Genomic DNA, 13,702 nt, shown 5'->3' with positions numbered 1-13,702 from the left:
TGCCCTTAGCTTTTCATTTTCCATGCGTCGCCGCCGGAAATACTCAGCGGTTCGAGATCGAGTTTCTGATTGTGTTTGCCGACATATTCGCGGTAGTCGTAACGCGCGCCGGGGAAGCCGAGCATTTTCCACGACACCATATTGCGGTTACCGCCATAAATCGGGTCTGCAAAGAAACCTTCCATCGTGTTTTTCAGCGCAATGGCGAAGAACAGTTTGGAATCGATCCCATCCAGGGCAATTTTTCCACTCTCCAGCCCTGACAGGATGTGGTCCTGCTGGTCGCCGGGCAGATCTTTGAACAACTTCTGATGCTGTGACTGGGTGTATTTATCCAGTGCGGCCAGCCCGAGCCGGTAACGCTGCTGCGGCACCAGCGGCGACTGGTCGCCTTGCTCGGGTGTGCCTTCCTGGAAAGGGCCTTGCATATAAAGGCGGGAGTAGGTGCCGTAAAATCCGGCCAGCTGACGGTCGATAAATACCGCGCATCCGGCGTCTTTACCGCCGACGCTCAGGTTATCGGCGGGCACCAGACGATCAACAATTGCTTCCATGGCCGCGGCTTCGGCATCGGTGAAGAATGCCCAGCCATCGGTTTCAATTTGCGGCGGCGGACTGGCGTCAAAGGGGCTCCACACGGGCGTGCCTTTGAGCGTCACCGCGTTGGCGGCTTTGGCGGCGCCCAGCACTGCGGAGGCTGCCGTGAACGAGAGAATTTGTCTGCGGGTCACGCCGGGCAAGGTTTTTTTGCTCATTTATGTTCCCTGTTTTTTTAAGCACTTTAAGGTCCGGACGCACTCTGCAAAACGCAGTCGGGTGGCGTCGGGATAATCGTTAACCTGCTAAGAATAAATGAAAACAGTCTGTAAAGATAAATGGTTCGTTTGTTAAAAATGTTATGAAATGTGTGTGAATAGTTTTTTGTTTTGTAATTTTAGATGGTTTTTTGTGATCTGTTGACAAATTACCCACTGTATTCATCAGGGTAATGATTCTGCATATTTTCACTTCAGGAAATGATGTGTTTGACCGTTTGTGGCGTGAAGGTTGAATTATGGTGTTCGTCAGGTAAGATCAAACCTTATGGGTAAAATGTGTAAGGTATGATTGACGTCACAGATTTATTTCCGAATTTCATGAAGCGTCGTGCAGGCACCGTCTGCCTCTCCCTGTTTGTCGCAGCGGGAACGGCCTTTTATGCTGCAGGCGCCTGTGCGCTGACGGCAGAACCCACCGAATACGGCGTACCGGGTTATCACCTTTCCGGATTCCTGCCCGCCAGTGATCAACACTCCACCTTTAATAACGGCATTGCGCCGCAGCCTGAGACGTTACCGAGCCTGGGCAGTCAGTACATCAAATCGGATAACGGTCCGTCGGCCACCGAAACCCGGCTTGCCACCACCCTGAAAGAGCTGGGAACCACCACGGCGGACAGCGACGATCCGTTGCGCGTGCAGGCAGAAACACTGGCGCTGAATCAGGCGGCGAAACTGGTCGAAAAGGAAAGCACCAGTTTGCTTTCGCCGCTCGGCACGCTCAGTACCTCGCTGGATGTCACCGGCCACAATCTTGACGGCAGCGCCGGTCATCTTTTCAGCCCGTTATACAATGCTGACAATAATCTGGTTTACAGCCAGATTGGGCTGGAGAACGCCACGGATGCGACGGTCGGTAATTTCGGTCTCGGTCAGCGGTTTAATACCGGCAAATGGATGCTCGGTTATAACGCCTTTCTCGATAATGATTTCGACCACCAGCTGACACGCGGCAGTCTGGGCGCGGAAGCCTGGACCGATTACCTGCGTTTCTCCACCAATTACTATCATCCGTTTTCGTCTTACAAAGCGGACAGCAGCACGTCGGCACAACTGCGCCGTCAGGCGCGCGGTTACGAGATCACCACCAAAGGGTATTTGCCGTTCTATCGCCAGTTGGGTGCCTCGGTGAGTTATGAGCAGTATTTCGGTAATCAGGTGGATTTGTTCGGTAACGGCACGCGGCAGAGCAATCCGTCGGCGGTGTCTTTTGGTCTTAATTACACGCCGGTGCCGCTGGTGACGGTGATGGCGGAACATCAGGCCGGGCAGGACGGGGATAATCAGGATCTGGTGAAACTGACGCTGAACTACCGGCTGGGCGTGCCGCTCAGTCAGCAATTGTCATCGCAAAATGTGGCCGCCGCACGTTCGTTACGCGGCAGCCGGTTTGATATGGTCGATCGCAATAATATGCCGGTGATGGAATTCAAGCAGCGCAAAACTTTATCGGTGTTTCTGGCGACGCCGCCGTGGTCATTACAGCCGGGCGAAACCGTGCCGCTGAAACTGCAACTGCGGGCGCTGAATCCGGTGGTGGCGCTGAGCTGGCAGGGCGATACGCAGGCGCTGAGCCTGACGCCTCCGGCCAATAACCGGGATCCCGAGGGCTGGAGTGTGATTGTGCCGCAATGGGATGATTCCGCAGGCGCGACCAACAGCTATCGCCTGTCGGTGACGGTTGAAGACAGTAAATCGCAGAAAGTAACCTCGAACTGGATCACCCTGACCGTGTCGCCACCGCTGACCGCGCAGCCGCAATACAACAGCAATGACAGCGGGCTGAATTTCTGACAAAAAAACGCCTTCCCCTGAACAATAGGGAAGGCGTTATCATGACATTAACGGGCCGGATGATTCACTTCTACCGGACGCAAATCAAACAGTAATACTTCTGCCTGATCGCCGTCGGTGAACGTCAGTTTATCTTCCTGACGGATCCGCGCGCCGTCGCCGGTTCTGAATTCGATGCCGTTCACCCTGATGTTACCGCGTGCCACGTGAACGTAAGCGTAGCGGTCCGGGTCGAGGTCAAACGTGGCCTGCTCTGCACCGTCAAATAAACCGGCATAAATCTTCATGTCCTGACGCACTGTCAGCGAACCGTTGTCACCTTGTGGTGAAACAATCAGGCGGAACTGACCGCGTTTTTCCGCTTCTGACACAGACACCTGCTGGTAGCCCGGTTCGGTGCCATTTTCAGACGGCACAATCCAGATTTGCAGGAAATGCACCTGTTCGTCGCCGGAGTGGTTGAACTCACTGTGTGTCACGCCGGAACCTGCGCTCATCAGCTGCACATCGCCGGGGACAATCACCGAACCGGTGCCCATGGAGTCTTTGTGCGCCAGTGCGCCTTCCAGCACATAGGAGATAATTTCCATGTTGTTGTGAGGATGCGCGCCGAAGCCGCGACCTGCTGCAACCTGATCATCGTTGATGACCAGCAGGTCTGAGAAACCGACCTGTTTTGGATCCCAGTAGCTGGCAAAAGAAAACGTGTGACGGGAATGCAACCAGCCGTGGTCACCTAAGCCGCGTTGTTCAGAGAGACGTTGTTCGATCATGGTGTACTCCTCAGTGTGTTTGGGAGGAAGTGCGTTTGCGCTTCCGATGAACAGAGAATACACGTAAACTAATTTGCTCAACAATACGGTTGAATGACTATCACTGTCACATTTTGGTTGTCACTGGCGCGGCGATAAAAAGGAACGGATGAGATGCAGATAGAAGACCTTCGGATCTTTGTGGCAGTGGTGAAAGCCGGAAACTTCACGGCGGCGGCAGAACAGCTGTTGTTGTCGAAACAATATGTCAGCCGCCGGATGGCGTCGCTGGAGGCGGGATTAAACGCGCGCCTGCTCAACCGCAATACGCGAAAGCTGTCGGTGACCGAATCCGGTCAGGTATTTGCTCAGCACGCTCAGCGAATTCTCGATGATATCGAAGAGGCGGAGCGGGCGGTGTCGCCCGGCAAACAGGCGTTGCAGGGGTCGTACCGCATCAGCATTCCGATGTCGTTTGGCATCAGCCATCTTTCACCGCTGATTGCGGAGTTTTTAGGCCAGCATCCGGGCATTCAGTTTCAGGTGGAGCTGGTGGACCGTTATGTCGATCTGGTGGGCGAAGGCTTTGATATCGCGCTGCGTATCGGCAATCTGGCGGATTCCTCGCTGGTTGCGCGCAGGCTGGGCACCATGAAACGGGTGATTTGTGGCAGCCCCGATTACCTCAGCCGGAGGGGGACGCCACAAACGCCGGAAGATTTGCTCAGCCATCAGTGCCTGCGTTATGGCCGCGAAGGGCAGACCGGCTGGGAGCTGGAGCACAACGGCAAACGCAGGCTGTTCGAAGTGCGCGGGCCGATACTCAGCAATAACGGCGAAGTGCTGCGCGACGCCGCCGTTGCCGGACTCGGGCTGGTGCTGCTGCCGGAGTTTATTGTCGGCCCGGCGTTGCAGTATGGCGCGCTGGTGCGGGTGCTGGATGCGTTTCACCCCGGTGCGCTGGATCTGCATGCCATCTATCCGCAGCACCGCCAGCGCAGCGAAGTCACCCGGGTGTTTCTCGACTTTTTGCAGGAACGTCTCAAGGCGCAACTGCTGGTGTCAGCCGCCGAAAAATGACGGCGGTCACCGGGTTATCAGGCTCACACTTTTTTGCTGATCACACATAAATCCAGCATTTCGTAGGATTTGCATCGTTTTTTCCTATAAAAACTGCCGTACTTTTATGTTACGCGAACGTTAACTAAAAGGGCGAAAAATGAAACATACATCTGAACAGTACCTCGACGCACTGGGGGCAATGCAGCCACTGACCGCCGCACAGGCGGATGAGCTGGAGACCCGTGGTTACATTGTTATTCATGATGTTATCGGCAAAGACTGGCTGGAAGATATGCGTGCGACTTTTGACGCGCTGGTGGAAAAAGAGGGCGATAATCTGGCCGTCGAGCACCATCAGGAAGCCACCGCGACCCGCATCGCCAACATGATTAACAAAGGCACCGTGTGGGAAAAGGTCTGGTCGCACCCGCGGATCCTCTCCGTCTGCCATCACATCTTCGGCGGCGCGTTTAAAGTTTCCAGCCTGAACGGGCGCGAGGCGCTGCACCGTGGCGGCCATCAGCCGCTGCACGCCGACTGGAAAAAGCCCCGTCCGGATTTCCCGAAAGTGCATCTGGTTAACGCCATTGTGGCGATAGATGATTTAAGTGCCGCCAACGGCGCGCCGCGCATTATTCCCGGCACCCATCACCGCCCGGAATTGCCGGAAGACGTGCTGGCTGACGTCGGGTTACCGCATCCCGATGAAGTGGTGTTTGAAGCGCCTGCGGGCAGTGTGATGATCTACAACGCCCACGCCTGGCACGGCGGCACCAATAACCGTATCGGCACGCGGCGCCGGGTGTTGCACAGTTTATATATTGATCGCGACGACGCGCAGCAGCAGGATCAGCGCAAATGGCTGAAGCCGGAAACGGCAGACCGCCTGACTCCCGCGCAGAAATGGTTGCTGGATGTTCTCTGAGTCAGCTCTCAACATGGAAAGCCTGGTCTGCGGATCAGGCTTTTTTTTGTTACGCTGAAAAGAAATAACGGAGAGACCGCTATGCTGCCAGACGTGATAGAAACACTCTTCCGGTCGGTTTCCGGCAGTGAGGCGTTCGCCATCCGGTTTCCTGATAATTCCCGGCCCGCGCCGGAACTGGCCAGCGTGGTCAGTTTTCCGCGCATAGAGTTTGTCGTTGAAGGCGAGGTGCATGACCGCAGCATCGTCCTGCATAACGGACGGCTGCGGCAGGGCGATGCACTGTATATTCCCGGCGGAAAATGGAACCTGACGCTGTGGGACAAACCCGCCATTTTACTCAGCATTCTGTTCAGCAAAGAAAAACTCGGCTTCAGCCTGCAATTCTGGGACGGCGGCAAGTTTACGGATACCGATAAACAAAGTGTGCCGCGACTCGGCCCGCGCGTCGGGTCTTTTCTGTTGCAGGCCATGAATGAAATCGTCTCCAGTCCCGGCGATCAGCAAACCGCCCGTTGCATCGTGGCCGGGCTGTTAAGTCACTGTCAGGAGCAATTAGCCAACCGGGCGCAAATCCTCACCCGCAGCGGCGCGCTGTTTGAAGTGGTGAAAAAATATATCGAAGAGAACGCCTCACTGCCGCTGACCCGCGAAAATGTCGCGAAGCGTTTTCACATCACGCCCAATTATCTGTCCCACCTGTTCCGTAAATCCGGCGATATTGGTTTCAGCGAATATTTAAATCATGTCCGGCTGGAAAGGGCGAAACTGCTGCTCAAAGGCTACGAACTGAAAATCAAAGAAGTGGCGACCAGCAGCGGGTTTGTCGACAGCAACTATTTCTGTCGCGTGTTTCGCAAAAGCACCGCCCGTTCTCCCTCCGAATACCGCAGCCAGTGGCTGAGCCAGCTTCCCGACCGAAAATCCTGACCGCGGTGTTGTGCAGGATCAGGCAAGGAATCAGGAGGTCTGTGGCTTGTGGCGGCGGCTTAAAAATCTATAGTAAATAGGTCATTAACGACTCAGGAGTTTACTGATGAAAACTGTTGGATTTGCGGCTTACGATCCTAAAAAACCGCTGGCCCCGTATGCGTTCGAACGCCGCGGCCTGCGTGATAACGATGTTGCAATGGAAATTCTGTATTGCGGCGTTTGCCACTCCGATTTACATACGGCAAGAAATGACTGGGGCTGGAGCTATTATCCGATTGTTCCCGGCCATGAAATTGTCGGCCGTGTGACGCAGACGGGTAAAGATGTCACCCGTTACAAAATCGGTGACCATGTTGCCGTCGGTTGCATGGTGGACAGTTGTCAGGAATGCGATCAGTGTAAAAAAGGTGAAGAACAACTGTGTCGTGAAGGGAACACCGGGACCTACGCCGGTTATGACCGTCACACCAAACAGCCTACGCAGGGCGGTTACTCCAAACATTTAGTGGTGCGCGAAGAGTTTTGTCTGCGTATGCCTGAAGGTTTAGATCTCTCCAAAGCCGCGCCATTGCTGTGTGCGGGTATCACCACCTGGTCACCGCTGAAAACCTGGAACGTCCAGCCGGGCAGCCGTGTGGGCGTGATTGGCCTCGGCGGTCTGGGCCATATGGCGGTGAAACTGGCGACAGGTCTGGGCGCGGATGTCACCGTGCTGAGCCGCTCCAATGCCAAAGAAGCCGATGCCCTGGCGCTCGGTGCAAACCGTCTGCTGGTCAGCGCAGACAGCGACGCGATGGCGCAGGCGCATGATCATTTCGATCTGATCATCGATACCGTGCCGGTCAAACATGACATCACGCCGTACCTGCCGTTGCTGGATGTGGATGGCACGCTGGTGATTGTCGGACAGGTCGGTGGAATGGAAGAATTTAACACCGTGCCGTTGCTGTTAGGCCGTCGCCGTGTGGCCGGTTCGCCAATCGGCGGGATCCGCGAGACGCAGGAAATGCTCGATTTCTGTGCCGAGAAAAACATTCTGCCGGATTGCGAAATGATCCGTATGGATGAAATTAACCACGCGTTTGAGCGTATGGAAAAGGCGGATGTCCGCTATCGTTTTGTGATCGATATGGCGTCGCTTGACGCGCCTGCGACCGCATAACGTTTGCCGTATCGCTAAATCAAAAGCGCGGAAATAAAAATGGCCAGAGGATGATCTGGCCATTTTTTTAGGGTTTCACCGAACGCAATACCGTCCTTCTTCTGAGCGGTACCGTGATGAAAATCAGACAGGCCACCACCAGACCGATACCGGTCCAGCCCATCGGCGGCAATCTTTCACCGACAATCACCACCGCCAGCACCGCCGCGACGGCAGGTTCCAGCAGGGTAATGGTGGTCGCCATACTGGCCGGAATACGCGCGAGGGCATAACCGAAGCAGACGTAACCGACAAACATCGGGACCAGCGCCATGTACGCACCGACGGCGGCATTGTTCCACGACGCCAGCAGCGGCGCACCGGTCACCAGCAGCACCGGCATCAGCAGCAAACCGCCAAGCCCGAAGGTCGCACCCATCGCCGCACGGGAAGGAATGCCGCGCTGCATCAGATGACGCGCCGCCCAGGAATAAAGCGCGTAAGTCAGTCCGGCAATCAGCCCGAGCACCACACCGGCAATCACGCCGTTGCCCTGACCGGCAGCCGCATGGCCGCCACTTTCCCCGATACACAGCAACAGCATCCCCGTTACGCCAATGGCGGCACCGGTCATCCAGCGGCGGGTAAGACGTTGGCCGTCGAGGTAATATTCAATCAGCGCCGACAGCAGCGGGGCGGAACCGATAGAAATCACCGTGCCGACCGTGACACCGGCGAGATGCATTGAGGCGTAAAACGCCAGCGGATAGATGCCCACGGCCAGCGCACCGGTCAGCAACATACGCCCGTTCTGACGAAAAATGGCCCGGCTGGCGGCAATCCCCCGCAGGGAAATCAGCGCCTGTAACAGGCCGCCCAGTCCCATCGCCACCGCACCGATGGCCAGCGGGCTGACATCGGGCGCAAAGGTGGCCGCCGTACCGGTGGTCCCCCACAATACCGAGGCAAAGACCACGGCGAGCACGCCGGTCATGCGTTCTTTTGGCGTGACGCTCATGCGCTCTCCATCATCATCGCGGCCATATCCATCGCCTGACGGACACAGTGACCGTTGCCTTCCAGACCGGCCCGCGAAATCGCCCCTTCGAGCAGGAAAGAAAAATGCCGCGCCATCAGCCGCGCTTTAGCCTCATCCTGCGGATACAGCGCCAGCAGATGGCCGGTCATGATCGCTTCCACGTGCTCTTTATGCCCGCGCACCGCCAGTCTGCCCGGCGCGCCGGCAGGCAGTTCCGCCGCGGCATTCAGCAACCCGCAGCCGCGAAAACCGCGCTCATAGGTAAATTCGGCGTGGTCGTCATAGGCCTGAAACACGGCGAGAACTTTTTCCTTCGGCGTGGACGCCTTTTCAACCCGCCGGGCATACAACGCCAGCCATTCGTCATGGCGGATTTCAATGTAAGTCGCCACCAGTTCGGCCTTGGATTCGAAATTGTTGTAGAGGCTTTTTTTGGCCACACCGGCGCGTTTAATAATGGCATCGATACCCGTGGCGGCGATGCCATCGTTATAGAACAGTACCCTGGCGGCACCCAGCAGGCGGTCGCGGGCGCTTTCGGTGGAAGATCCTGAAGTGGACATGTTATTTCCCGTCGCAGATAAGTTGTCAGTAGGTATACCAGTCTACCTACTTCTTGTAAATCCTGATCCATTAAGAAAAAGTGACGCGTTACCCGTGCCTTTCGTGTGGGAAAGCGACATAATCGGCTAAAAGCCGTTGGCAGACAGCAGGTTGACGTCAGCAGGCACAACAGCATTGTCGTTAAACTTCCGGAGGGGTAAACATGCTTCATGAGTGGCTTAATGCCTTGCATATCATTGCGGGGATACTGTGGATTGGCGGAATGCTGGCAATGGCGCTGGTGTGGGGCGCGTATTCACGCAGTGCAGGGGAGGCGGAAAGTGCCGGTCAGCGGGCGTTGCTCGACACCGTGCGCAAATGGAACCGCTGTGTCACCAGTCCGGCGATGATTTTGTTGTGGGTGGCGGGCATTGTGATGATTGTCAGCTACGGCAAATTCCCGCACGCCTGGTTGCTGATCAAAATGGTGGTGGTGCTGGTGCTCTCCGCGCTGCACGGCATGCTGTCCGGCAATCTGCGCAGACGCGCCAACGGCCAGCCGGTAAAAGATATGGCGCTGGTGCGCAACGCCAGCACCGTCATTGTGACCGGCGTGATCCTGATTGGCATTTTAGCGGTGATCCGGCCTTTCTGAATCGCGTTGCAGGCAAATATAATCCACGTGAATGCGTGGATTTTTTATGTAGCAAGCAACTGATTATACACAGTGATTAATAGTCAGGTATGTTTTGTTACAATCTTGAATCTGGTGGAACTTTTTGCACAGGGTAAACTGCCGTTTTGAAACACGCTGAGCTGTTGATTTAACGATGAAATGGTTAACAAAAAATGCGGTTTTGTTCTCGGTAAAAACCTGTATTGCAGCATTTTTAGCACTCTATATCGCGCTCGAACTCAATCTCGATAAACCGGCCTGGTCGATGGTGTCGGTGTATGTCATTTCACAGCTTTACTCGGCGTCAACCCTCTCCAAAGCCACGTACCGTTTTCTCGGCACGGTATTAGGCGGCGTTTTCATCTTTCTGGTCTATCCCTTTACGGTGACCGATCCGGTCCTTTTCAGCCTGAGCGTGTCGCTGTGGGTGGCGTTTTGTCTCTACCTTTCATTGCATGACCGCACGCCGAAAGGCTATGTGTTTATGCTGGCCGGATACAGCGCAGCCATCATGGGCTTTGCCGATGTCGATACACCGCTGTCGATCACCTACACGGTGATTTCCCGCGTGGAAGAGATCACCGTGGCGATTGTTTGCAGCTCACTGATCCACATGCTGGTTTTCCCGGTGCGGATGCGCAACCTGCTGGAGAACAGCGTCAATAACTGGTACGAAAGCGCCAAAAAATTATGCAACGAACTGCTGACGGTGAATGCCAAAGGGCCGTCGCCGGAGCGGGAACATATTCTGGTGCAGATGGCGAATTACCCCGTCAGCGTCGAAGCGTTGATCACTCACTGTGTGTTCGAGGGCGATTCGGCCCGCCGTCTGATCCGCCTGGTGATGGCGCAATACCAGCACCTTTCCTATCTGATCCCGACGCTGACGGCCATCGAGAAACGCCTGAATTTGCTGGCCGAACAGGAAATTCCTTTCCCCGATTTTGTCTCGGCGACCTTCAGCCAGTTCCTGTTGTGGCTGAACAGTGCGGAACTCAGCGGCAACGCGCAGGGCATTCAGAACGAGATCCGCGCCTCGCAGGATAAAATTAAAACCCTGTATGAGAACGGCGACATGACGCCGGAGGAAGGGCTGTTATTCACCGGCCTGCTGGAGCGGTTACAGAATTTCGTGCACATCACGGAATCCTATTACGGCGTGACCGAGCGGGTCAGCCAGATCAGCAAAGAGAAAAAACGCGGCAAGCTGAAACTGCTGCTGCGCCGCCATACGGACGAAGGGATGATCATGCTGTCGGCGTTCAGCGCCTTTGCGGCGACGATGGTCGGCTGCCTGTTCTGGATCGGCACCGGCTGGCGTGACGGGGCGTCTGCGCCGATGATGGCGGCGGTCATCTGCTCGTTCTTTGCTTCGCTCGACAGCCCGATCGCCTCAATCAAAGTGTTTCTGAAAGGGGTGCTGATCGCCATTATTATCAGCGTGATTTATGCGGTAGTGTTTATTCCGATGGCGGTGACCTTTGAGTCGCTGATTATCTGTCTGGCGCCCGGCCTGCTGGCGCTGGGGCTGGTGATCGCCAATCCTTCCACCAACTTTATCGGGCTGATCATCGCCACCCAGATCCCCGGTTTTATTGGCATGAGTCACGATTTCAAACCGGATCTGCTGGTGATTGTGAACGCGGCGATTTCCACCCTTGTCGGGATTGTGATTGCGTTGCTGACCACCGCCCTGATCCGAAACAAACGGCCTTCGTGGACCGCAAAACGTGCGCTGCGCAAAGGCATCAAGGAACTGTTGCAGTTCACCAGTGAGATCAAAATCAATGCCTCGTCACTGCTGGCGCGTCAGCAATATGTCGGCAGTATGCTGGACAAAGTGAACATTATTTTGCCGCGTAACAAAGTGGATCCGTCGCCGCAGGTGGCGCTGGGCGGCAACCTGATCACGGAAATCTGGCTGGGCGTGAACTGCTATGACTTCTACGCCCGCCATCAGGACATCCTCAAACATCACGCGCTCGGGACCGAGGTGCTGATGTTTGAGATCAATAAGTACATCAGGCACCGGCTGAAAAATATCTACATCGGCCCGCCGGATTCGCTGCTCAACGAACTGAATCAGGTGCTGTTGCGCCTCGAATCCCTGTGCCGCTCGGACATTGAACTGTTCACGCCGCTGTTTCATCTGTTCAATATCCGCATGGCGCTGTACCCGACGGCACGCTGGCCTGAGGCGGCGTGAGCGGATCACCCCGCGCCGTTCACCAGCGCAATCAGTGTGCAGGGGACGGGCGGGGTATTGCCGTCTTTTAATATCACCAGCGACTGGTTTTCCCGCACGGCAAACAGGGGCAGCACGCCGCTGTTTTTCTCCAGATAATCAATCCAGCCAAAACTTTCATTCAGATGGGTGGCCTTGATCACCGCGCCCTGTGCCAGCAGGGAACTGAGTTTGGAATAAGTGGCTTCGGTACTGAACAGCACTTCATGACGCTGGAAGCGGCTGTTTTCCTGCGAACGCGCCCCTTTAATCGCCGGGCCGGATCGCACGGCAAACACGTTATCACGGCCGAAAATATGGCCGAAATGGTATACCGCCAGCGCGTTCTGATGGCGGTTCGGTGAGAGCGCCAGCACCTGCGCCGTACTGCTCAGATCCAGATAGTTTTCCGCATGTTCCGACCAGGCATTGCCGTAATAAGCGGGAATGCCATCCATCCGGGCCTGACGGTAATACTCCCAACTGCTGTCGGTCAGCCGAACCGGAATATCCTGTTTCATCAGCACTTTCGCCAGCGCCCGTGCCACGGTATTGGCCCCGATGATCAGCACGCCACGCGGTGCCCGCTGCTGTACCCGTAATCCGCGGGCAATCGCCCGGCTGGTCAGGCTTTGCAACACCACCGTGCCGATGATGATGGCAAATACCACGGTCACCAGTTTGTCGGCCTGCGGATAATTCATGCGTTGCAGGGTCAGGGCAAACAGCGAACTGACTGCCGCCGCAACGATGCCTCGCGGGGCAATCCAGCACAGCAACAGGCGATCCCGCCAGTGCAGGGACGAACGCCAGGTCGATACCGCGATACACAGCGGACGGGCGATAAACTGCACCACCAGCAGTAGGATCACCAGCGGCCAGCCCATCGCCATCAGCGCGTGAATATCCAGACGTGCCGCCAGAATAATAAACAGCGCCGAGATCAGGATGGCCGACAGTTCCTCTTTAAAAGCCAGAATATCGGTGGTATCCACATCGCGCATATTGGCGAGCCAGATCCCCATCACGGTGACGGTCAGCATGCCGGATTCATCGGCGAGGGCATTCGACAGACCGAACGCCGTCAGCATCACCGCCAGTACGCCGAGGTTTTGCAGATAAGCGGGGATCCACACGCGGCGCAGCGCCACACCGAGCAGATAACCAAACAGCGAGCCGAGCACCAGTCCGGCCGCCACGGTCGCACCCAGCGTCCAGAAAAGATGAGTCAGCGATTCGGCGTGTTCGCGCAGGGTAATAAATTCAAACACCAGCAGGGTGAAAATCGCGCCCACCGGGTCAATCACAATCCCTTCCCAGCGCAGCACCTGATTGATGGCCGCGTTCGGACGCACCACGCGCATCAGCGGCGCAATCACCGTCGGCCCGGTGACCACCGTGACCGCGCCCACCAGCGCCGCCAGTTCCGGGGCAAATCCCAGCAACCACCAGCACGCCAGACTTATCACCGCGAAAGTCACCAGCATGCCGATGGTCACCAGATTGCGCACCACGCCGCCCAGCCCGCGGACTTCATCAATCCTCAGCGTCAGCGCGCCTTCGAACAAAATGATCGCCACCGAGATCGACACCAGCGGAAACAGCAGATCGCCAAACAGGGCATCGGGGGTGATCACCTGCGCGACCGGCCCGAGCACCACGCCCAGTAACAGCAGCGGCAGAATGGCGGGAATTTTCAGCAGCCAGGCCAGCCACTGCGCCAGCAACGATCCCAGACCAATAATCACCAGCATCAGCGGAGCCGACAGCAACATAAAATTTCCCTTTTAGATAA

At 56.2% G+C, this 13,702-nt stretch carries 12 protein-coding genes; 7 read left to right on the top strand and 5 right to left on the bottom strand.

Annotation, left to right across the window (positions count from 1 at the left end):
- Positions 1-5: 5 nt before the first annotated feature.
- A complete protein-coding gene (locus J9880_RS18935) occupies positions 6-755 on the bottom strand; it encodes a gluconate 2-dehydrogenase subunit 3 family protein (protein ID WP_095921932.1) in 750 nt (249 codons plus the stop codon).
- A gap of 348 nt (positions 756-1,103) precedes the next feature.
- Here J9880_RS18935 and J9880_RS18930 point away from each other — a divergent pair, with 348 nt between their 5' ends.
- Positions 1,104-2,612, top strand: coding sequence for a YchO/YchP family invasin (locus J9880_RS18930; protein WP_232769767.1), 1,509 nt, complete (start codon positions 1,104-1,106; stop codon positions 2,610-2,612).
- A gap of 47 nt (positions 2,613-2,659) precedes the next feature.
- Here J9880_RS18930 and J9880_RS18925 read toward each other — a convergent pair whose 3' ends face one another.
- Positions 2,660-3,385, bottom strand: coding sequence for a pirin family protein (locus tag J9880_RS18925; protein ID WP_095921934.1), 726 nt, complete (start codon positions 3,383-3,385; stop codon positions 2,660-2,662).
- 153 nt (positions 3,386-3,538) lie between these two features.
- On the opposite strand from J9880_RS18925, the gene J9880_RS18920 reads away from it, so the two are divergent.
- The 4 genes from J9880_RS18920 to J9880_RS18905 all read left to right on the top strand — a co-directional run bounded on the left by J9880_RS18920 (position 3,539) and on the right by J9880_RS18905 (position 7,446).
- Positions 3,539-4,444 (top strand): LysR family transcriptional regulator, encoded by a 906-nt coding sequence (locus tag J9880_RS18920; RefSeq protein WP_119827101.1) that lies wholly within the window; start codon positions 3,539-3,541, stop codon positions 4,442-4,444.
- A gap of 139 nt (positions 4,445-4,583) precedes the next feature.
- On the top strand, positions 4,584-5,351 hold the full coding sequence (locus tag J9880_RS18915; protein WP_232769766.1) for a phytanoyl-CoA dioxygenase family protein: 768 nt from the start codon (positions 4,584-4,586) through the stop codon (positions 5,349-5,351).
- Between the two features lie 81 nt (positions 5,352-5,432).
- Positions 5,433-6,281: a helix-turn-helix domain-containing protein gene (locus J9880_RS18910; protein WP_095921937.1), complete on the top strand. Its 849-nt coding sequence runs from the start codon at positions 5,433-5,435 to the stop codon at positions 6,279-6,281.
- A 106-nt stretch (positions 6,282-6,387) separates the two neighbouring features.
- A complete protein-coding gene (locus J9880_RS18905) occupies positions 6,388-7,446 on the top strand; it encodes an NAD(P)-dependent alcohol dehydrogenase (protein WP_095921938.1) in 1,059 nt (352 codons plus the stop codon).
- A gap of 67 nt (positions 7,447-7,513) precedes the next feature.
- Here the strand turns inward: J9880_RS18905 and J9880_RS18900 are convergent, their stop codons facing one another.
- Both J9880_RS18900 and J9880_RS18895 read right to left on the bottom strand, forming a co-directional pair.
- Entirely contained in the window at positions 7,514-8,443 is a 930-nt protein-coding gene (locus J9880_RS18900; RefSeq protein WP_119827097.1) for a DMT family transporter, read from the bottom strand.
- Positions 8,440-9,027 carry a TetR/AcrR family transcriptional regulator gene (locus J9880_RS18895; RefSeq protein ID WP_232769765.1) on the bottom strand — a complete coding sequence of 196 codons (588 nt, stop codon included), beginning with the start codon at positions 9,025-9,027 and terminating at the stop codon, positions 8,440-8,442. Before J9880_RS18895 ends, J9880_RS18900 begins: the two co-directional genes overlap by 4 nt.
- A gap of 203 nt (positions 9,028-9,230) precedes the next feature.
- Here J9880_RS18895 and J9880_RS18890 point away from each other — a divergent pair, with 203 nt between their 5' ends.
- Positions 9,231-9,662, top strand: a complete 432-nt coding sequence (locus J9880_RS18890) for a CopD family protein (protein ID WP_131692741.1) — start codon at positions 9,231-9,233, stop codon at positions 9,660-9,662.
- 175 nt (positions 9,663-9,837) lie between these two features.
- The gene (locus J9880_RS18885) at positions 9,838-11,889 is read left to right on the top strand and encodes an FUSC family protein (RefSeq protein ID WP_232769764.1); all 2,052 of its coding nucleotides are present in this window, start codon (positions 9,838-9,840) and stop codon (positions 11,887-11,889) included.
- A 5-nt stretch (positions 11,890-11,894) separates the two neighbouring features.
- On the opposite strand, the gene J9880_RS18880 is transcribed toward J9880_RS18885, so the two are convergent.
- Positions 11,895-13,682, bottom strand: a complete 1,788-nt coding sequence (locus J9880_RS18880) for a cation:proton antiporter (RefSeq protein WP_095921943.1) — start codon at positions 13,680-13,682, stop codon at positions 11,895-11,897.
- Positions 13,683-13,702 lie beyond the last annotated feature (20 nt).

The sequence above is a fragment of the Rahnella victoriana genome (genome assembly GCF_021276285.1).
GTDB lineage: Bacteria > Pseudomonadota > Gammaproteobacteria > Enterobacterales > Enterobacteriaceae > Rahnella > Rahnella victoriana.
Note: the sequence above shows the minus strand (reverse complement) of the source record. Positions and strands in the feature narration are given on the sequence as shown.

What these genes read in the sequence shown, in the direction of transcription:
- J9880_RS18900 (WP_119827097.1), bottom strand. Translation starts at nt 8,443, where the DNA reads ATGAGCGTCACGCCAAAAGAACGCATGACCGGCGTGCTCGCCGTGGTC.
- J9880_RS18905 (WP_095921938.1), top strand. Translation starts at nt 6,388, where the DNA reads ATGAAAACTGTTGGATTTGCGGCTTACGATCCTAAAAAACCGCTGGCC.
- J9880_RS18925 (WP_095921934.1), bottom strand. Translation starts at nt 3,385, where the DNA reads ATGATCGAACAACGTCTCTCTGAACAACGCGGCTTAGGTGACCACGGC.
- J9880_RS18920 (WP_119827101.1), top strand. Translation starts at nt 3,539, where the DNA reads ATGCAGATAGAAGACCTTCGGATCTTTGTGGCAGTGGTGAAAGCCGGA.
- J9880_RS18890 (WP_131692741.1), top strand. Translation starts at nt 9,231, where the DNA reads ATGCTTCATGAGTGGCTTAATGCCTTGCATATCATTGCGGGGATACTG.
- J9880_RS18935 (WP_095921932.1), bottom strand. Translation starts at nt 755, where the DNA reads ATGAGCAAAAAAACCTTGCCCGGCGTGACCCGCAGACAAATTCTCTCG.
- J9880_RS18880 (WP_095921943.1), bottom strand. Translation starts at nt 13,682, where the DNA reads ATGTTGCTGTCGGCTCCGCTGATGCTGGTGATTATTGGTCTGGGATCG.
- J9880_RS18895 (WP_232769765.1), bottom strand. Translation starts at nt 9,027, where the DNA reads ATGTCCACTTCAGGATCTTCCACCGAAAGCGCCCGCGACCGCCTGCTG.
- J9880_RS18885 (WP_232769764.1), top strand. Translation starts at nt 9,838, where the DNA reads ATGAAATGGTTAACAAAAAATGCGGTTTTGTTCTCGGTAAAAACCTGT.
- J9880_RS18910 (WP_095921937.1), top strand. Translation starts at nt 5,433, where the DNA reads ATGCTGCCAGACGTGATAGAAACACTCTTCCGGTCGGTTTCCGGCAGT.
- J9880_RS18930 (WP_232769767.1), top strand. Translation starts at nt 1,104, where the DNA reads ATGATTGACGTCACAGATTTATTTCCGAATTTCATGAAGCGTCGTGCA.
- J9880_RS18915 (WP_232769766.1), top strand. Translation starts at nt 4,584, where the DNA reads ATGAAACATACATCTGAACAGTACCTCGACGCACTGGGGGCAATGCAG.